Source organism: Rosistilla oblonga (genome assembly GCF_007751715.1).
Classification (GTDB): domain Bacteria; phylum Planctomycetota; class Planctomycetia; order Pirellulales; family Pirellulaceae; genus Rosistilla; species Rosistilla oblonga.
Genome location: NZ_CP036292.1, coordinates 2,139,992 through 2,159,674, shown reverse-complemented (window position 1 = coordinate 2,159,674; position 19,683 = coordinate 2,139,992). Strand labels below are relative to the sequence as shown.

Here is a 19,683-nt window from a genome sequence, read left to right as displayed (position 1 = left end):
CGTTCGCCTGAACGAACCTTCGTGCGGTGCGGCGATCAGCTCGGCTGAGCCGATGCGGTCGACGCACGCACTGTCGTGACGAGGTCGCGATAGCGTTGGTACAGCTTGCTCAGGTGGACGCCCAAATACAGATTGGCCAGGAACGAGATCATCAGGAAGAACTGAAAGACACTCATGCTTTGCAGCCGGTCTTTGGTGACGCGGCTTTCGGCGATCAAAGTGTTGTTGTCGTACAGCAACGCATCTTTCGCTTTGGCAAGCGTGTCGTTCTCGCGTTCGAGTTCCAACGCCTTGGTCGACAACCGCTCACGCTCTGCCAGCAGCAGCGCCGAGGTCTTCTCTTCCGAATCGCCCTTCGCCAATTGATCGCGAATCGATCCGTTGAACATCCCGCCGTTGGCTGCGATCAACAGCCGAGGATCGGTTTGCTGGCCGTACACGCCTTGGGCGTATGGTGGCAGGCCGATCCCAGTCTGCGATTGAGGATACCCAATCGCCGGATTGTAGTTCGGGTTCTGATACCCCTGGTTCGGATTGGCAGACTGACCGAGCCCATTGTTCGGATTGCCATTGTTGGCGAAACCGGGGTTGGGCGCGGGGTAATTCCCGTTGGGATATTGCCCTTGGTTGGCTGCGTTGTCAGTGGCGTAACCGTTCCGCAGCGGCCCCAGGTTCTGATTGTTTGGGAACCCGTTCTGAGGCGTCTGCTGAGCGTTATAGCCCGGTTGATTTGCGTTGTTGTTGACAGTCTGCAGATTGGTGTCGCTGTGCTGCTGCTGTGCGTAGAGGTTGTTCCCATATTGGTTCGACGATCCCTGTGCACCATAGCCCGTGTTGCCGGTGTTTCCATTCGCCGCGGTGTTTCCGCCGACGTTAGGATTGGCAAAAGTCGACAGCGGCGAGCTGTTACGGTTGTCGTTGGCGTAATTAGGATTCGTGTTGGGATTGTTGCTGTTGTAATTATTGCCGTTGTAGTTGGGCTGTTGAGTCGTTGCGTTGGTCATCTCTTCACGCGTCGGACCATAGGGAGCCGTCGAGGGTGCGGCACCGCGATTCGAGTTGGCGTTGGATTGCCACGAACTGTCGCGGTAGGTCGAAGAACCGGTGGCAGCCTGTGCGGAACGCGGATCGTTGTAGTTCCGCAGATCATTGCTTGGCGCCGTCGCTGCATTTTGTTGTGTCACGTCCTGACGCGTCGGATCGCTGCCATTGCGATACGTTTGCATCGCAGGATTTGTGCTCGGCGGTGCGGCGGCATTTCGGTTCGATGAGTCACCGCTGAACGTGCTGGTGCTGGGCATCGAATTGCCCACGTTGCGGACCGGATTGGCTGGCGATTGAGGATTGGTCGTCCGCGTTTGCTGATTCGGTTGCGCGGTGGCTCCCATCTGACCTGGCAGCGTAAAGCCGCTGTTGGATGTTCCACTTTGTCCGCGCACGACGGTGTCCGGTTCGCTCGCTTCCCAGACCTGCGTCTCGGTCACCTGTTGGATGGCTCCCAACACGGGTCCCAGTTCGTCGGGAGCGCTATTGGGGGCGAGGTCGCCGAAGTCCTGCGGCAACGGACCATCGCCAACGCGCACGACGACCCGCGAGACAAGACCGCGAACCCGCGGATCGATCCGACTGGTGAAACCACCGGATTGTTCGAGCTGTCCCGGGGGGATTTGAATGATGTATTCGATCCCACCTTTATCATCGGGCTGCCAGCCATAATCGACTGTGATCGCAGCCAACGCGAGAAGTAGAGGGGCTCCGCCCATCGCACCAATCCTTGTATACATCCAACCTAAAAAAGGACACATTCCACGCGAGCATGAAACATATTTTCCGCAATCTTATGAAATCTAGAGGAATGCGTAAAGATGGAATCGTTTTCTGCCGGACCGATCGATGGCTGAAGTCTATAAACTGCGGCGATGCTAGCAAATGGATTTGCCGGTTTCCGGAAATCAAACTGTGGTTTTAGGGAGAAAAGGGACTGTGCGTTGCATCCGCAGCCCCCCCGGACACGAGGGCTAGCAATCCCGAACAGACTCGGAATTTTTTTGCACGTCTCGATCTCTGCGGCTCTTTCCGAGCGGTATCGCACGCGGCGACGGCAGCGAATCGAGCTCCGAAGCAAGACCAGCGAATCGGATAGCGCAGTTATGCGAAAGCCAACGGTTGGAGAGCTTGCGAATCGGTGACCGGAGCGTGTGCGACTGGAAATCCCCGCCCTTATTTTGGTGGGTCTCCGGATTTCGACTATGCTGTCATCCAAGCTCTGCCCGGCGGGGTGAAAGATCGCTACACAAACACACGCCACAGCGAGCATCGCTTCCAAGTTCCTATCCCTACCTGGCCAATGGACGACGTAAACCAGCCCGATCTATCGTTCCGATTCGCGTTTGATGGACCGCTTGGTCGCGTGTTGCAGCAGCATGCTTTGGACGACATCGCCGCGGCGCGACTGACCTGGAAGTTCAAGGCATACTACCGTCTTCGGCCCTGGATCCCGATCGCGATGCGTCAACTGCTGCAGCGCGGCCGCAATCGTTCGCTCGATGCACCGGATGATTGGTACCTGCCCAACGAGTTCATCAGCGATTGGCAGCGGGCGGTCTCGCACGATGTTGCGACGACGCCCAATCATCGGACGCTGCATCCGTGGCCCGATGGTTTTGAAGTCGCCACGGTTCTCACGCACGATGTGGAAACGCGGGCTGGCGTAAAGCTGGTCTCTGCATTAGCCAGCCTAGAAGAGGAGTACGGTTTCCGTTCGGCTTGGAACTTTGTTCCCTACAAATACAAGATCGACGCAGGTCTGTTGGACGACTTGAGTTCCCGCGGGCACGAGATCGGCGTCCATGGCTACAACCACGACGGCCGATTGTTCGAATCGCGGCGGACGTTTGATTGGCGGAAGGATCGGATCAACGAAGCGATCGGCAATTTCAAGTCGACAGGATTCCGTGCTCCGATGGTCCATCGCAACCTCGATTGGTTGCAGGGGCTGGACGTCGATTACGATGCCAGTTGTTTCGACGTCGATCCGTTTCAAGCGATGCCCGGCGGAATCGGTTCGCCCTGGCCCTTTATCGCGGGCAAGTTTGTCGAACTCCCCTACACGCTTCCGCAAGACCATACGCTGTTGGTCGCGTTGGGTGAAACGACGCCGCAGGTATGGATCGACAAGTTGCAATACCTGCGCCAGATCGCCGGAATGGCGATGCTGATCACGCACCCCGATTATTTGGACACGTCCCGTCGGCTGAACATCTATCGCCAGTTCCTGGAGCATTTGCGGGAACAGACCGATCTGTGGCACGCGCTGCCACGCGACGTAGCAAACTGGTGGCGTCAACGCGACCAATCGACGATCTCTGCGGTCGATGATTCGATCGAAGGCCCGGCGGCGCCGCGTGGCCGCGTGGTTGCGATCGACGAATTGTTTGCGGCGACGCGTTGCCCCGCCTAACGCAAACGGGCGCCCCCGGCGCGATGAAGTTCGAACCAAACAGCGGAACTTGCCAGGGAGCATCGAAAGAGTCATCATGAGCCGCTTGAGCGTTTCCTACAACGCGGTGACTATCAAACAACCTTTGACGGAATAGACATGACTCAGCGAACAGCACTGATCGTCGTCGATCTGCAGAACGATTACTTTCCCGGCGGCAAATGGGAACTCGACGGCGTGGAGGCGGCAGCGGTCAACGCAGCTCGCATCGTTGCTGCGGTTCGAGAAGCGGGAGGGCTTGTTGTCCACGTGCGTCACGAATTCCCGACGCAGGACGCTCCATTTTTTGCCCCTGGATCCGAAGGCGCTGAAACGCACGCTTCGGTACTTCCGGCTGCGGGGGAACCTGTCGTTGTGAAGCAGCAGATCAACAGCTTCCGAGACACCGAACTCAAAGCGATCCTCGATAAAGCTGGCGTCGAGAGCGTGCTGGTCGTGGGAGCGATGAGCCACATGTGCATCGATGCGGTCGTGCGTGCCGCTGGCGACTTCGGTTACGCCTGCACCGTCGCACACGACGCTTGTGCAACACTGGAATTGGAATTCCAAGGGACAAAAATCCCAGCCAATTACGTGCACGGTGCGTTTATGGCGGCGCTGGCCTTCGGGTATGCGCAGGTTGTTTCCACCGAGGAAGCAGTGCAACAATTGCAAGCCGCAGAGGCGGGAAAATAGCGTCCCATGAGCATTTGCGAAGCGGAGGAATTCGCTTCGCTGCCTGCCGGTTGTCGCTAGCGCTTCGCGTTGCCGCCGTTGATGGCGGTCAGATGAAAACGCTCGACCGAGGCTTGCGTTCCCTCGGGCAGCGGAGTCCGCGTGTTCGACTCGAGCATCAGGAATCGGTAGCAGGATGCTGTCGGCAGCCAACGCAGCATCGCACTGCTGGTTGCCAATCCGATGAACAGCGGGCGATTGGGACCTGCCGGGCGGCTGATCCGATTCATCTCCACGACATCGACGTCGTAGGGAACGTCGGCAGCCAATTGATTGACGATCCGGCGATAGCTGCGCAGCAAGTGGATCGCAGCCCATCCGCCTGCCGCGGGAGAGAGCGCTTCGATACGGATCGGTCGGCGGGCGATATCGATCAGCTCGCTCGAGAGTGCAACAAAAAGCTCCGGTTCCAACACAACGCGTTTCCCCGGCACCAAAATCGGCGTCTGCGCGGCTTGGTCGGCAGCGTTGACGATCGATTGAGCGAGACAGCGCAGCGGAGGAGTCGCGGCAACCGATGCAGTCCCGTGGGCGGGATCGATCCACGTCGTGGTCGCTGGTTGTTCGGATTCGTCCGCGGTCGCCAGTGCTTTCAGTCGAGTGGACACTCGCATCGAAGCGGGGATCCGTGGGCTGGTCGGCAGGCTAGTCATCGAACTACTCACCCTTTGCGGATTCGGCTGAACAAGGTCGTCAGGTCGTTGAGCGTCTTGGTCGCCGCGGGAACCGCAGGTCGCGGAACGATCCCGTCGATCTCCTGCACTTCGTCTTCGATGAACAACAGATCGCGATCGTCGGCAACTTCGATGTCTCGAGCGGCCTTGGGCTTCGCATTGGCATGCGCCGCGTGGCCGCGAGTCTGCAGGCCTTGGAAATGCCCCGCAACAACACCTGGATTCGTATCGATCGCCGCTCGGTTGATCGAGATCACCTCGGCTCGCAACAGATCTTCGTGCTCGGCCTCTGGCGGGTCGTTCCCTTCGGTAACGCCACCAATCCACAACACAGGATTCGACTCCGGATCGGGCGTGGGCGAACCGGTAGCAACGCTGACGGGTTGGGCGTCGGTATTGCCATGCCGGTGGATCTCGACCGCGATCTCATCGTCAAAGCCTTCGCCAAACGGATCCGATGGTTTCGGCTGGCTCGCTTGAGGCGTGCTGCTCGGTTGATCGATCGTCGGCTGAGCTTCGCTGCAATCACTTTTGGCCACGTCATTCGCCTCGGCGTGTTCCGTCCACAACTCGTAAGCAATCGTGCCAAACGCGGCTTCGCTCGTTACCGGTTCATCGCTGACGTTGTTGAGTTCGACGTCGGTCGATACCTGGTCGGCGATCTGCGAGTCGCCGATGACCGCGATCGACTCACGGAAACACGCGGTTTCCGCGTCGAGTTCGCTCGCACACGCTGCTGCTTCGGAAGCGTTGGCTTCCTGCGCCGGATCGATCTGCGGAGCGACGGGCGATCCGACAGCGGAGCTCTCGATGCTCGCTTGCTTACATTCGCTCTTCGTTCCGCTCGCATTGGCCGACAGGTTGACGACGGGGAAGTCGCGGAAACATGGCGACGTTGCGTCGTCGGAGATCGGAAGTTTGCCAGCGGTTGTGGAGGCGTTCACATCCGCACTGTCGCACTTCGCAGACTCTTCTGCTGTTGGAGATTCGGTCGATTCGGCTGCAACCGCACCCTCTTCTTCGTAGCGGCCCAGGACATATTCGGGCTGCCGATCGGCGTCGCTGGCTTCGTGTCCTTCGGCGATCACCGATTCGACGCCAAACGCTTTGGCAAACGCATCTGCCAAATTCGAATCCGAGCTATTGCCGGCATCAAAGGCGAAGTGATCTCGTTCGTATTCAGCAACCAACTGGACGCAGGCTTCGATCATTTCGAAGCTCTCGTTAACAACCTCTTCGCGGTCGATCGGTTCGAGCTCATCCGCGTCGCTTGCAAGCTGATCGGACGCGGCGTGTGGCGATTCGATTTCGCTGGCGGCGGTTTCGCAATTGGTATCAAAGTCGGAGAGCTCACCAAATTCGATCGCCCCCGTTTCACCATCGTCATCCAACGGACCAAAGTCGACGACCGATGCGGCTGGCGTTTTGGCGGCCGATCGTGTCGGCATTGGCAATTGCTGTAGATCCGCCCAGGCAGCCTGGACGATATCCGGCGTGATCATTTCGACAGCTTGCTGCTCGGCAAAGTAGAGGACATGATTCATCAATTGGTTGATCAATCGCGGGATCCCGTCGCATGCGCTGTGCACGCTGGAGATCGCTTCGTCGCGGATCAGGTCCTGCGGTTCAGCGCCGACACGTTCCAGTTGTTGGCGGATGTATTGGGCGGTTTCGCCAACCGATAACGCATGCAGATAACATCGCGCCGCGACGCGTTGCGAGAAGGATGCGAGTCGCGGATCGGCAAGGTTTTCGTCCAACCGCAGACCGCCGGCTAACAGCGTTCGGACACGCGGCTTGCCATCGCGGACGATGCTGCTGATCATCCGGATCTCTTCCAGCAGGTCCGACGACAGCGACTGGGCTTCGTCGACGATCAGCAACGTCCCGTTGTCGCCCGAGTTTTCTTTGGGACGCAGGAAATCGATCAACGCCAGTCGCAATTCCCCTTCTTCTTGGTCGCGGTAGGGGAGGTTCAATTGGAACATGATCGCTTGCAACAGCTCGCGGCTGGTATCGATCTGCCCCTCTGAGAGCAAAGCGACTTTGTACAGGCTGCGGTAATCGTTAGCGATCATGTTGCACAGCAGCGACTTGCCCAGCCCGGGGCCGCCGATCACGATCGATGGGCCATCGGCTCGTTCGATCGAACGTTTGATTCGACGTCGTGTTTCTTCGACCGAACCGATCCCGCAGTACGACTCGGCTTGCGGCGTCGCAGGAAACGGAGAGGCTGCGAAGTAAAACTTTGAGTCAACGTGAAGATCGTTCTTATCAGCCATGGTCGTCTACTGGTTTGATTGCGGAGATAAAATCCGAACATACGGGCTAATCGGTTTGTTCGGCAAATCTTGCCAGCCGACTGAAGCGAATCGCGACGATTCATCGATGGCATCGCGACGAGCCAAGCATTCCGAAGCCACGGCGAAGCAAGTAACAGGAATCGGGCGATAGCAATTGCGCACAGTCGCCGAGCAAACTGCGGGCACCGTCAGCGGCCAGGCCCGACGAATCCGGCGTTACACGAGGTCGGCGAGTTCCGCGAGCGGCCAGTTCATCAGCCGTTGCAGCCCCATTTCCTTGCGAGCCGAGGTGGCTAGCAACAGCCCGGCGACAACGATCCAGGCGATGCAGGCGGTCCGCAGACCATGCGCCAGTCGTTGCGGCGGCGTTCGTCGCACGCGAAACCAGGAAGCGGGCAGATGCAGCGTCGCATCGAGGTTCGATTCCGGAGGCGTTTGTTTGCGATAGGCAAACGCGTCGACCGAAGCCATCGTGAGACCGCCGAGCAATCCACAGCAGATCGCTAGCAACAGTCCACCACGCGTCGGCAGACCGGGCAGCGTCGTCAGCGGCGATGCGGTGACCGCCGGTTTATCCAATGAAAGCAATTCGTCGTAGGCGGCTGCGGCACGCTCGTGCTGCCGCGTCCAGAACTGATGCCCGGTCATAAAATGACTGGCTTCGGCGTCGGGTGAGTCGTCGTCGACCGGCGATTCGGAGGACTGCGTTTCCTCGGCTTGGCCTTCGACCGGTTGCCGAAAACTTGTCAACGTCATCGCGGCTTCGGAAGATGTCGACGCTTCGTCGCCGGCGGCTTCGACGGCATCGACCGCCTGGCGGAACTGGCGATTGATATCTTGGTCGGCGTAGTGCTGCGTCATCAGCAAACGCCAACGCAATCGCGCGGTCAGCAGTTTGGGGAGTCGCGATGGAGAGTGGATCGGAGCCGATGCGATTCCCGATGCGATCACCAACTGGGGCGGAGCGTCGGCATCGTTAATCGTCCACACGGTTCGCGGTTCGCCGGTGGGGACAAACAAGATAGCCAGCAGGAACGCGGCCATCGATGCAAAGAGGGCGTGACGGATGCGCCGCAGAATTGTCATCAGGTCGACTCCCGTTCGTCCGTCGCAAGCAAGCAGAATTTATCGGTTATGCCCGTTATATCGGCAGCCAAGCGATCGCGCTTTACACCAGTCGGACGCCGAGGGAAGGAATGACCGAACAAAATCGGCGGCCAGAAAAATGCTAGCCGCTGCGAAATGGCCCCCAATCAGGCAGCAAAAGCAGCTTGCAAGAAGTGCATCGCGCCGGAGCATCGGAGCCGCCAACGCGATGTCGATTGGTGGTGCGCTGCCCCGCGAACAGAGCAGCGTCGATTTGTCGATCGCCTATTTAAGTAGCGATTCGATCTGCTGGGTCAACGCAGCGTCGTCGGGTTCGGTCTGGGGGCCATAACGGCCGACCACGTGCCCGTGCCCATCGACCAAGAACTTCTCAAAGTTCCACGATACCTTCCCCGCTCCCTTGGGCTTGGTGTCGGCGGCTGTCAAATGTTTGTACAGCGGGCAAGCGCCGTCGCCGTTGACTTCGACTTTGGCAAACATCGGGAAGCTGACGTCGTAATTCGATTTGCAGAACGATTGAATCTCGGCCGAGGTCCCAGGTTCCTGCTTGCCAAATTGGTTGCAGGGGAAACCGAGGACGACCAAACCTTTGTCTTTGTACGTTTCGTACAACGCCTGCAAACCTTCGTATTGCGGAGTCAAGCCACATTCGCTGGCGACGTTGACGACCAGGATCGCTTTCCCTTTGAACTGGGCGAGGTCGACGGTTTTACCTTCGATCGATTCCATCTTGAAATCGGTAAGGTGATCGTGGGCGTTGGCGGTGTTCACAGCGAAACCTAACAAAAAGCTTAGAGCAAGCATTGAAAACGAAATTTTCGACACGGTTTTTCTCCAGAGCGAGGAGGGGGTGGGAAACGGCCAACCTCCGCCACGGGCGAGCGGAAATTCGTTGGCAAACGCGATGCTGTAAGCATAATAGCAGGCTTCGATCGCGAGTGCGCAAAGCGATAAATTCTCCGAAGCTGAGTTGGGATGCGATTTAGGGGAAATTATCGGTCCGGCAATGCCAGCAGCCAACTTGACGCGGCGGCCTTACAATGGCAGCATTTGCACCACAACCATTGGTTTCTTCTAGAGCATTCCTCCTTTCCAGGGAATTTAACAAATGTCGAATGATTCGGACACTGCGATGGCGGCCCCCAACGCAAAACGGCTGCTGTGGGCAGGCTTCATGGCGATACTCGCAGCCGGTGTGGGCTTTTCGGTCCGCGGCGGCATCTTGGTTCAATGGGCCGAAGACTTTGGCTTTACGATGACCGAACTGGGGACGATCACCGGCGGTGGTCTGACAGGTTTTGGCGTCGTGATCATCGTGACCAGCCTGTTCGCCGATGCGATCGGTTACGGCAAATTGATGACCGCAGCGTTTGTCCTGCACTTCATCTCCGCCGTGGTCACGCTAGCAGCTCCCGCGGCGTTTGACGCCGGAGGCAAAGACGCTGCTTTCCAATGCCTGTTCTGGGGCATGTTCATCTTCGCCGTGGGCAACGGCGTTTGCGAAGCTGTCGTCAATCCATTGACCGCGACGCTGTTCCCGAAATCCAAAACGCACTATTTGAATATCCTGCACGCGGGCTGGCCAGCTGGTCTGGTGATCGGCGGTTTAGCGTCGGCCTTCATGGCTGCCAAAGTCGACACCGACGGGTCGGTTTTGCAAGCTGCTGTCGACTGGAAGATCCAGATGTCGTTGTTCCTGGTCCCCGTGATCCTGTACGGCGGGATGCTGTTGGGCCAACGGTTTCCAAAATCGGAAGCTGCGGCGGCGGGAGTTTCCACCGGGCAGATGTTGGCTTCGGTCGTCACGCCTTTGTTTTTCATCCTGTTGGTGTTGCACGCCCTGGTCGGCTACGTCGAACTGGGAACCGATTCGTGGATCTCGAAGATCACCGGTTCGATCATGAACGACCCGCAAAAGGGTTTGATGCTGTTCGTATATACGTCCAGTCTGATGTTCGCCTTGCGATTTGTCGCCGGGCCGATCGTGCATCGGATCTCGCCGCTGGGGCTGTTGTTTGTCAGTAGCATCCTGGGGGCTCTGGGACTGACCATGTTGGGCACCGCCACGTCGCTGATCATGTGTGTCGTGGCCGCCACGGTTTACGCCTGCGGAAAAACGTTCCTGTGGCCGACGATGTTGGCTGTCGGATCGGAACGCTTCCCGAAGGGTGGTGCTGTGGCGATCGGACTGATGGGCGGCATGGGGATGTTGTCGGCCGGTTTGCTCGGCGGTCCCGCGATCGGTTACAAGCAGGACTACTACGCCTCGCAAGACCTTCGCGACAACGCCGAACCGACCTACGCACGCTATTCGGTGGAGAAGCCTGAAGGCTTCCTGTTCCTGCCCAAGATCAAGGGGCTCGACGGTGCCAAAGTTGGCGTCTTGGCAGACCAAGGCAAGGAATTGGCAGCGATTGGCGAAACCCTGGCTGCCGATGGCGAGACCGACGAGAACTACAACAAATTGTCAGCGTGGTGGGAATCGGCCAAGCCGTTTGCGGGCGAGGACAAAGCCCCCGTTGGCGCGGCGACTCTTGCTGGCGGTCGGATGGCGTTGAAGTTGACCGCTGCGATTCCAGCGATCATGGCCGTGTTGTATCTATTGCTGATCATCGGCTTCAAGGCGGTCGGCGGTTACAAACCCATCCATATCGATGACTCCGAAATGCTAACCGGTGGCGTCGAAGGACCGATGGAAGCCTAGTCGCCAATGCCAGCGAAAACTCTGTCGAAGCGGGCCGTCGCGACCAGGCGGCCCGCTGACAGGGGACTCTTCTACCGACGCGATCGCTTCGCTGGATCGGCCAAGGTTGCAGCGTCGACTTGCTGCACATTATCTAATGTGTAGTGCTGGGGCCATTATCCGACGGCAGACGTATGGCCACGCGATGCGATTCGTCGCGGACGTATTGCGACTCATCTGAATCGGTTCGGATTCTCCCCGAACGACTATCTCTTCATCTCATGTTGGTCAATGAGCTTCCCCGTCCCGGACGAAAAGGACACGCTCGTTGACAGACGAAAAGAGGACGAAAAGGACAGGCTTGTTTCGGGCCGCGGTGGCGGCGACGAAAAGGACATGCTCGTTTCAGACTCTCGTTCTGATCCTAACGGGTGGTGGAACGGGCCCGCTGGAGAGTGCGACAGAGGGTGAGGGACGAAAAGGACACGCTCGTTTCAGACTCTGCATGCTGATCCTAACGGATGGTGGGCCAGGCCCGCTGGAGAGTGCGACAGAGGGTGAGGTTGTGGTTGCAGGGCAGGTTGGCCGCGTGTCGTGGCGTTTTTTGCAGAGAGCGAGCCTGCTGGTGGGGTGAATTTGCGGGCACTGACTGTACCGGTAGCTTCGTAGCTTGAGAACCTGTGGTGGTGATACCGCAGTGAAAGGCTAGTCGGGCGGTTGGGGAGAGAGGTTTCGAAAGTGATGACCGGGGGCGGTTGCGATCGCGGCGACTGTTTGATTGTCCGACGCAAAGAAGCTACCACGAAGGCTTTTTGAACGAAGCATCTTGTCAGTCCGAGCTTGGCAGGATTGAAGCGTTGACGACAAGCGGTCAAAGATTTCTTTGACTCCAGATTCCATGTTCGCTTTGCCATCGCGAAACAGACGCCCGGTGTAATCAAGCAGCAGGAGATAGCTTCCCAACGGGAACGATTCCAACATCCCTTCGCGACAACTCGCTCCACTCCCCTCGTCCCGGACGATGCCGCGGCGATCTTCGATTGGGACGAGCCAAAGATCCTGTTCCATCACGCCAGCGGCGACGCTCGCCGCGACACTCCCCCGGCGGGCCGCCTTCAACCGCTCGATTTCTTTTTCGCCCTTCTGGCAAACATGTTCGACACGTTGGTGTATCGAAGTGTGCAAACCCTCCTCCGGAGTCGAAGCGATTCCAGCCGCGAGAGGGTTGAGGTCGATGTAGGTGCTGGTCGATAGCAGGGCATCATTATCGAGAATCGCAATGCTTTTGTACCGAGCTTCCCAAAACGTCCCGTGGCAGCCATCCGCCCTGTTCGCAAGCCTGGCCAAAGGTTCTTTGAGAGATTTCATGAACCAGCCAAGGTTCTTGAGCCGGTCGCGCAACAGAGTCACACGCCGATGGTCTTTTGCCTGTGTCTCGATCCATTGCCGGACAACCTTTTTGTCGTTCGACTTGAGCGTTTTCGGTGGATAGATGGCAATCCATCTCCGCATGACCTCTCGGGGGTTCCAGCGATCAGCCACCTCGGGATCGAGCCTGCAGAGCACGTGCAGATGGCTGTCCATCACGGAAAAACCGCCCACTGAAATCGCGAAGTTAGAATCGAGCAGTTCCAGCCGATCTTCGATCCATTGACGCCAGTCGCGGCGATCAAGGTTGTCTTTGTCGTGAAACAGAAACGCTTGCCGAACACAGCGTGAGATGCAGTGATACCAACGTGTCACCGCCGGATCGACGAGATACTTTCGAGCCATCGTCATCAGAAACTCCCTCCGCAAAACGCCCCGGTAAAGCAATTGTATAACTACGGTTCTTACTGGACAATAAAGATGCCTGTCCCAAACGACGTCCAAACAATACAACATGCCTGTCCCAAACAATTACCGAGACCATTAAACACCACGAGAGGTATGTCCTGAACCATCGAAACGACGCGGAACGACACAGCACTACATTTCGCAAAGATTGCAAGCGTCAGTTGCGGCAAATAGAATGACGCACCGCCAACCGCCACGTTTCGGTGCTATATCGCACTATCGATCCCGCAAGGCTTTGCGGAACCAGCCGCGCTGCCGCCGAGCAATCCAGACACCGCGGCGGACAATATTCGCAGGCGTTGAGCGTTCTCCAGATTCACGAGGAAAGGAATAACGAGCATGAGTCTGAACTCATCCCAGCAAGAATTTCAATCGTTCTCTCGATTGCTAACTGTCGGATTCCTGCTTCTCGGAGCTTTCTGCGTGACGTCCGCTAATGCCCAGGAAAAGCAACAGCGTTATGCCCCAATGCATCGCCTGACGTGGCAAGAATATGAAGGCACACTGCAATACTGGGAAACGAAGTTCCCGCAGTGGGTCACGCTCGATTCGCATGGGATCAGCGGCCAGAACATGCCTGTCTATATGGTGAAAATCACGGACAATTCGGTCTCCGATACTGACAAACAAATTTGCTTGGTCACCACTTTACATTGCGGCCCCGAGCGAACGGGCTCCTCCGGAGCGCTGGCGTTTATCGAGTGGATGTTGAGCGATGATCCACTCGCGGCGGAGACTCGCCGCCGACAGATCATCCTCGTCATGCCGGTCGTGAATCCTCTTGCGTTGTTCCACACAGATCGCTGGCGGAATGAAAATGGTGTCGAGATGTATGCCGGCTTGGACCGAAAGGGCAAACTCTGGGACGTGAAGTCTCTAACGATTCGCAATCCACAGGATGCGCCAGAACTGGTAGCAGTGCTTTCGGTGGTCGACCAATATCAGCCAGAAATTCACGCTGATTTCCATGGCACCGGGCTCCAGGAATACCCACCTGAACAATTGAGCAGCCGGCGAACCTACCACGGTCAGATCATGACGGAGATCACGGGAAGCGCTTATTCGAACAACGCACTGCGGCCTTGGGATTGGCGAGTGACCGAAGCAATGATCGACGCGGGCAACGCTGCTGGGTTCCCATCGGACCGTTTTGAGGCGGATGCGCAACGGACCTTCTGGGGCGCGGAACTCGCTCCATTGGGAACGAAATTGTGGCAAGGCAAGCCGATGTTTTACACGCAGCACTATTCTTATGCCAAATACCACACGATGATCGCCACACATGAGGTGGCGTGGGAGCAGAGCATTGTCGCACGCATGAAAGGACTGCTGAAAATTGGAAATAAAGTCTGGAACGATGAGCGACAACCTAGCTATCCAGTGAATCGGATTAAGAATTTCGTCGGGCATTTTGTGACCGCATACGGAAACACGGCGGCCGACCGCCGGAGGAGCCGAGTTGAGCTGTGGTCGAAGCAAAGCCAATTTACGCTTGGATTCCTGTATCCGCAGACAGACGGACGTGCGAGCCTGGTGTGTGCGACCACGGCTGCAGCGAAACGGGCTGTCGCCGCAACGGATCTTCGCGAGTTGCAGCTCAACCTGCACGACCAGTTCGGTGATGACGCAGGGAACATCACAAAGTTCATCGAAGCGGGCCCGGAGATTAAATTGGCCATGGAGACGCCTGCTTCGAAGCTGCTCACCGCCAAAGACTCCGATGATGTGAATATCGACAACGGTATCAGCTTCCGACTGCGACTGCCCTACCGCAAGCCAACTCAGCTCGACGTTCGGCTGAACGGCCAAGCTCTGAAGCCCAGCGCCACCGATGGCTATGAAGCCTGGTTCGCTGATGGCTTCACGCAATTGCATGTGAACGTGCCACCAGCGAAGGCCAGCAAGACGGGGCTGTATTTCATCACCTGCGGCTACGAACCCGACGAATTCCGGCCCACGGGTTGGATGCCTCCAGCAGCCGTACAGCAACGCTTTGCAACAGCGATCGCCGATGCATCGCCAGCCACTTTCACAGACGTCCCCTACGGAGACCATTTTCGTCAAACGATGGATGTCTGGTTAGCGGAGAGCGAAGAGCCGACACCGCTCGTGCTTTACCTCCACGGCGGTGGCTGGTCGGCACAGGACAAAACAGATATCCATCAGCACCTTGATGTGCGCGGCTTCTTGGACGCTGGCATTTCCGTTGCTTCAGTGAACTACCGCCTGCTGCAGGATGCCAATGCAGCAGAGATCGGGCCGCCTGTGCAATGGCCTTTAAGCGATGCCGCGCGTGCTCTGCAGTTTCTGCGTTCCAAGGCAAGCCAATGGAAGATCGACAAGGCGCGGATTGGCGCTTGCGGTGTCAGCGCTGGCGGATGCTCCTCGCTGTGGTTAGCCATGCATGACGACATGGCTGAACCGAACAGTGATGACCTCATTTCCCGTGAGTCAACCCGACTGTGGTGTGCCGCAGGAAAGGCGCCGCAAACATCGCTCGATCCGCAGCAAGCGAGGGAGTGGATACCGAACTACGAATATGGGGGCAGGGCGTTTGGATTTGCGGGGGCGACCCGCCCGGATTCCTTTGCACCGTTCCTCGCGGCGCGAGCCTCGCTGCTTCCACAAATCCAGCGTTATTCTCCGATCGAACACGCCAGCGACGACGACCCTCGGATCTTCATGGAATTCCCCGCGCAGGACAAAGCTCCCGTTCCTGGAGAACGCCAGTCGGACCCTACGCATTCTGCAGTGTCGGGGCTCATGTTACAGCGAAAATTGCAGGCACTAGGAGTCGAAGCCGATTTGCGATATCCGGGGGACTCTCAAACCGGCGATTCCACGATGCAGCAGTTCCTCACCAAACAACTGAAGCGGACCGACTTGAAGTAAACGCAAGGCAGGGCCCGGCGAGCTAGTGCAGAGCTTAAAAGGAGTTTAAAAGGACACCCACGGCTCCGGCTTATCTTAAAAGAGCTTAAAAGGACACGCACGTTTTCCACCTGAATGCTGAACACGACGGGTGGTAGAACCATCCCACCATAGAGCGTGACCAAGAGCGCGACAGTGGACACTGCAAGATGCCTGTCCCAAACGGCATCCCAAACGGCACCTTCTGCCGACCAACGCTGCGCGTCGGTGCCCGAGGCAGACGTGCCTATAGTCTTCAGTTCCGTGCTTGTGACCTCGCTCGTTCTTGCAGACGAAGAGCGAGACCAACTCGGAAAATCGAGATATCAGGCCCCCCCGAAAAGTTGACTGCGGACTCGGCTAATTGCGCGCTGGTGGATCATACGGGCAGTATCGGGAGCCAATCCCAGCCTCCGGCCGATCTCGTGCCAACTCAGCTGTTCTTGTACCAAAAGACAAATCAGATCTTCGCGCAACGTGAGGCTGGCCCGTGCGACCGCCAACTCCTCACGCCAGATGAAGTCTTCAGTGGTTACCGACGCGACGAGTCGTTCATGAAAGCCCTCAATCCAGGCGTTGCTTGTTCGTGTTAGCGCTGCCGCACGGCTCGTCTTTCGCCGCAAGCACTTTTCAACGTAGCAGGTGAAGTGATACGCGTTCTGAAACTCTCTTGGCCGTTTGAGAGCGAATCGTTCCACAATGAACTCGTCATAAACATCGTCGGCGTCAATCGCCCACTCCATACCCAGGTCGGCCGCCTTCAGGCGAATGATACGATGCATGTGAGACCGCAGCACACACCACAGTTGACCCTGTGCGTCAAGGTCTCCAGCAATTGCGCGGAGAGTAATTGTCAATTGTTGTGTTTTGAGAAATTGAATTAAGCGGCGATCTCATCCTGCATGATTCCGTCTTTGAAGGAACGCCCTTCGGTGACGAGAGTGATCTTTTCGTGGCAGTTCAGGCGTCTCCATTTCTTGGATGCTGATTGGGCGAGCTTGAACATCATCGCCAAGCTTGCTCGCCGGGTTCCACTTCCTTTGGTCTTTCGATGGCGAAGCCGGATCGTCGCGAACGTGGACTCGATCGGGTTGGTCGTTCGGAGGTGACTCCAGTGCTCCGCCGGGAAATCGTAGAATGCCAGCAGCACGTCACGGTCCTTCTTTAAGCACGCGCATGCAGGAGCGTATTTCGCACCGTATTTTTCAAGGAAGTGATCGAACGCTTTGTTCGCGTCGTCCTTCGTCTCGGCTTGCCAGATTTCGTGCAGGTCTCCCTTCGCCTTGGGCTGCACGCTCTTGGGCATCTTGTTCAAAACGTTGGCCGTCTTATGGACCCAACAGCGCTGTTCGCGGGTCTCGGGAAACACTTTCCGAATCGCCGCCCAGAAGCCTAACGCACCGTCACCGATGGCGATCTTCGGAGCCATCTTCAGGCCTCGTTGCTTGAGATCGATGAGCAGTTCACTCCAGCTTTGTTCGCTTTCACGGTAGCCATCGAGGACGGCGATCAGTTCCTTTTTGCCATCGGGCGTTGCTCCCATTAGCACCAGCAAGCACTGCTTTTTGTTGGCATCGTCTTCCAGACGGACCTTCGCGTGAATTCCATCAGCCCAGACGTAAACGTATTGCTTGTCGGATAAATCACGCTTGCTCCAATCGTCGTACTCGCTACACCACTGTTCCTTGAGCCGACAGACGACGTTGGGACTCAGCCCTGCGGCACGCGCGCCCACAAGCGACTGAAGGGCTTCCGCGAAATCACCGGTCGAGATCCCTTTGAGGTACAGCCAAGGAATCAATTCTTCGATGGCCTTGGTCTTTCGCAGGTAGCTTGGCAACACGCTGGGCGAAAACGTGACCCGTCGGTTGCGATCGGGGTCATTGTCACGAACTCGCCCCTGGGTGATGGGAATGGATCCAGCACCGGTGAGGATGTCCCGCTCCGGCAAGCTTCCGTTTTTGACGACGAGTCGTCTGCCTCGCTCGTCGGTTCGACTGGAATGCATGCCGATGAACGCTTCGACTTCAGCGTCGATCGCAGATTGCAGCATTCGCCTGGCTCCTTCGCGGACAATTTCGTCGAGTGGACTTCGCTGGTCGAACTGAGCCCGGAAGGAAACCACTTCGGGATCGATCTGGTTGTCCACTGGCACGTCGGTTCGATCTGTTTTAGTCTGATTCATGGCGTATTCCTTTGCCCACGTCGGGCCGTTGGAGGGTGATAGTTCCAACAGGATGCGCCACCTTTTTCATTCACTCAAGAACACAACTTTCGACAATACCTCTTGCGCGGACGTAGAGCGACACAACATCGACACCACAACCTGACGAGAACATGAGCTCCCCCCCTTTTTCGCTCCTCTGATGTGACCGACCGAGTGTCGTTATAGCTGTACGGCCCCCCCTTGCTACTTGGCGGGGAAAAAGATCGACAATTTCTTGTCACGGATGTTCGGATTTGCAAATTCACGCCTAAGGGGAGATAGCGGGCCGGGTAGTTTCAACGCTGGAACGCTTCGACATCGCAGGCGGGTAGCGTTGGGATCTGTCATTCCGACGCTACCCGCCATTTTCAACTTCGAAAGCAGGTAGGCTCAGTCATGATGAAACACATTGTTTGCGCGTTGGTGATAGTAGGCTTTTTATGCACGCTCGGATGTGGCCGCCGCGAAATATCAAGCGAAGGAAAAGTCCTGCGATTGTTGAGCTACCGTACAAGGCCGAACGTGAATCCCCAGGCGATTCGGCATGCCGAAGACGCCATTCGCGCAATTCCATCGAAAGCGCCGATTATGGAGCGCCTTGAGTGGGGGCGAATTAGAGGCGAGTCTACCTTGCGTTATTACGTCCTGGTGCTCTTCGAAGATCAACAGTTGCTTCGCAACGAGGAGTTCTTCAAAGCAACACAGGAGGTTGTTGGCTTGGATGATCTGGGACCGTATTTCTCTGGAGCAGCCACTACTCCATTCTTCATTCACGATGCGACCCCACATGTGCGCACATCGACTCATGGAATGTTGCGTCGAGTGGTTCAAGTTCATTTCAACCCCGACACGCGCGCGAGCAGATGCAGGAGTTTGAGGACAAGATCGTTGCATTACCAGATCAGATCTCGGAGATCACACGGCTCGAGTGGGGTGCAAGCACGGGTTATGATCCGGCGGACCCGGCCCCGCAAGCGATTGATCCGAACTTTCGTAATGGCTCATACTGTGTACTCTTCACGTTTGCAAGTGTTCGCGCGCGTGACGCGTGCCTGGCTCATCCCGCGTACGCGGAATTCCAACGCATGGCGAAAGACTACAGCACACGAACGCCCTCGGCCTACGAGTTTGTCAGTCGAGTTGAGTATATCGCCGATTCCGACTGACATTGCTTGTCTCAAGCTGAATTTGGACCGAGCCGAAAGGGACCCTCAAACTTCTTCTGCCCTTCTGCTTGCCCCCACTGAACGTGCCCGCTGCGGCGGCAGGAATCGAACCTGCGACGAAGCGATTAACAGTCGCCCTCCCGTACCAGCACAGGACCCACCGCAAAATGAGGCTTGAGTCTGAAGACTGTAGGATTGAGGGGAAGTAAGGGAATCTGTTGTTCACCACTCACGTCTCAAGCCTCACGCCTAATCCGAGAGCGCCCAGCGGGAATCGAACCCACACTTCCGCCATGGCAAGGCAGTAGGCTGCCACTACATCATGGGCGCTTGTTACGTTTCAAATTGTCAAAGATCATCAGAGCACCGGGTCGGACTCGAACCGACGTCGCCGCCGACCACCCTTCGGGCGGTGCCCGGGGTGCGGAGTCTTCGCCGCTAGACGACCAGTACTTGTTTTCAGTTGTCAGTAGAGCTTAAAAGGACACGCACGTTTCCGACGCTGCATGCGCAACTCAACGGGTGGTAGTACCGCCCCGCCAGAGAGCGTTACCAAAGGCGCGGCAGTGCACATTGAAAGATGCC

At 57.3% G+C, this 19,683-nt stretch carries 13 protein-coding genes and 3 tRNA genes; 5 read left to right on the top strand and 11 right to left on the bottom strand.

Going from position 1 to position 19,683, the window contains the following annotated elements:
- Positions 1-35 precede the first annotated feature (35 nt).
- On the bottom strand, positions 36-1,763 hold the full coding sequence (locus CA51_RS07665; protein WP_145119312.1) for a hypothetical protein: 1,728 nt from the start codon (positions 1,761-1,763) through the stop codon (positions 36-38).
- Between the two features lie 584 nt (positions 1,764-2,347).
- Between CA51_RS07665 and CA51_RS07660 the strand changes: the two genes are divergently transcribed.
- Both CA51_RS07660 and CA51_RS07655 read left to right on the top strand, forming a co-directional pair.
- Entirely contained in the window at positions 2,348-3,460 is a 1,113-nt protein-coding gene (locus CA51_RS07660; protein ID WP_145119310.1) for a polysaccharide deacetylase family protein, read from the top strand.
- A 138-nt stretch (positions 3,461-3,598) separates the two neighbouring features.
- Entirely contained in the window at positions 3,599-4,174 is a 576-nt protein-coding gene (locus CA51_RS07655) for a cysteine hydrolase family protein (RefSeq protein WP_145119308.1), read from the top strand.
- Between the two features lie 56 nt (positions 4,175-4,230).
- Here the strand turns inward: CA51_RS07655 and CA51_RS07650 are convergent, their stop codons facing one another.
- The 4 genes from CA51_RS07650 to CA51_RS07635 all read right to left on the bottom strand — a co-directional run bounded on the left by CA51_RS07650 (position 4,231) and on the right by CA51_RS07635 (position 9,068).
- Positions 4,231-4,866 (bottom strand): hypothetical protein, encoded by a 636-nt coding sequence (locus CA51_RS07650; protein WP_145119306.1) that lies wholly within the window; start codon positions 4,864-4,866, stop codon positions 4,231-4,233.
- Between the two features lie 8 nt (positions 4,867-4,874).
- The gene (locus tag CA51_RS07645; protein ID WP_145119304.1) at positions 4,875-7,169 is read right to left on the bottom strand and encodes an ExeA family protein; all 2,295 of its coding nucleotides are present in this window, start codon (positions 7,167-7,169) and stop codon (positions 4,875-4,877) included.
- Positions 7,170-7,406: 237 nt separating this feature from the next.
- Positions 7,407-8,276, bottom strand: a complete 870-nt coding sequence (locus tag CA51_RS07640; RefSeq protein WP_145119302.1) for a hypothetical protein — start codon at positions 8,274-8,276, stop codon at positions 7,407-7,409.
- Between the two features lie 285 nt (positions 8,277-8,561).
- Positions 8,562-9,068 (bottom strand): glutathione peroxidase, encoded by a 507-nt coding sequence (locus CA51_RS07635; RefSeq protein ID WP_276528645.1) that lies wholly within the window; start codon positions 9,066-9,068, stop codon positions 8,562-8,564.
- A gap of 337 nt (positions 9,069-9,405) precedes the next feature.
- Between CA51_RS07635 and CA51_RS07630 the strand changes: the two genes are divergently transcribed.
- Positions 9,406-11,001 (top strand): MFS transporter, encoded by a 1,596-nt coding sequence (locus tag CA51_RS07630; RefSeq protein ID WP_231746051.1) that lies wholly within the window; start codon positions 9,406-9,408, stop codon positions 10,999-11,001.
- 684 nt (positions 11,002-11,685) lie between these two features.
- On the opposite strand, the gene CA51_RS07625 is transcribed toward CA51_RS07630, so the two are convergent.
- A complete protein-coding gene (locus CA51_RS07625) occupies positions 11,686-12,759 on the bottom strand; it encodes a hypothetical protein (RefSeq protein WP_145119300.1) in 1,074 nt (357 codons plus the stop codon).
- A 396-nt stretch (positions 12,760-13,155) separates the two neighbouring features.
- Between CA51_RS07625 and CA51_RS07620 the strand changes: the two genes are divergently transcribed.
- Positions 13,156-15,708, top strand: a complete 2,553-nt coding sequence (locus tag CA51_RS07620; protein ID WP_145119298.1) for a M14 family zinc carboxypeptidase — start codon at positions 13,156-13,158, stop codon at positions 15,706-15,708.
- A 344-nt stretch (positions 15,709-16,052) separates the two neighbouring features.
- On the opposite strand, the gene CA51_RS07615 is transcribed toward CA51_RS07620, so the two are convergent.
- Positions 16,053-16,508, bottom strand: a complete 456-nt coding sequence (locus tag CA51_RS07615) for a sigma-70 RNA polymerase sigma factor region 4 domain-containing protein (protein WP_145119297.1) — start codon at positions 16,506-16,508, stop codon at positions 16,053-16,055.
- 98 nt (positions 16,509-16,606) lie between these two features.
- On the bottom strand, positions 16,607-17,911 hold the full coding sequence (locus CA51_RS07610; RefSeq protein ID WP_231745824.1) for an IS256 family transposase: 1,305 nt from the start codon (positions 17,909-17,911) through the stop codon (positions 16,607-16,609).
- Between the two features lie 782 nt (positions 17,912-18,693).
- Here CA51_RS07610 and CA51_RS26495 point away from each other — a divergent pair.
- On the top strand, positions 18,694-19,098 hold the full coding sequence (locus CA51_RS26495) for a Dabb family protein (RefSeq protein ID WP_420821479.1): 405 nt from the start codon (positions 18,694-18,696) through the stop codon (positions 19,096-19,098).
- Positions 19,099-19,188: 90 nt separating this feature from the next.
- On the opposite strand, the gene CA51_RS25720 is transcribed toward CA51_RS26495, so the two are convergent.
- The 3 genes from CA51_RS25720 to CA51_RS25715 form a co-directional block, all read right to left on the bottom strand.
- A tRNA-Asn gene (locus CA51_RS25720) sits at positions 19,189-19,263 on the bottom strand.
- Positions 19,264-19,357: 94 nt separating this feature from the next.
- Positions 19,358-19,428 (bottom strand) — tRNA-Gly (locus CA51_RS07600).
- Between the two features lie 32 nt (positions 19,429-19,460).
- Positions 19,461-19,551, bottom strand: a tRNA-OTHER gene (locus CA51_RS25715).
- Between the last annotated feature and the right edge of the window lie 132 nt (positions 19,552-19,683).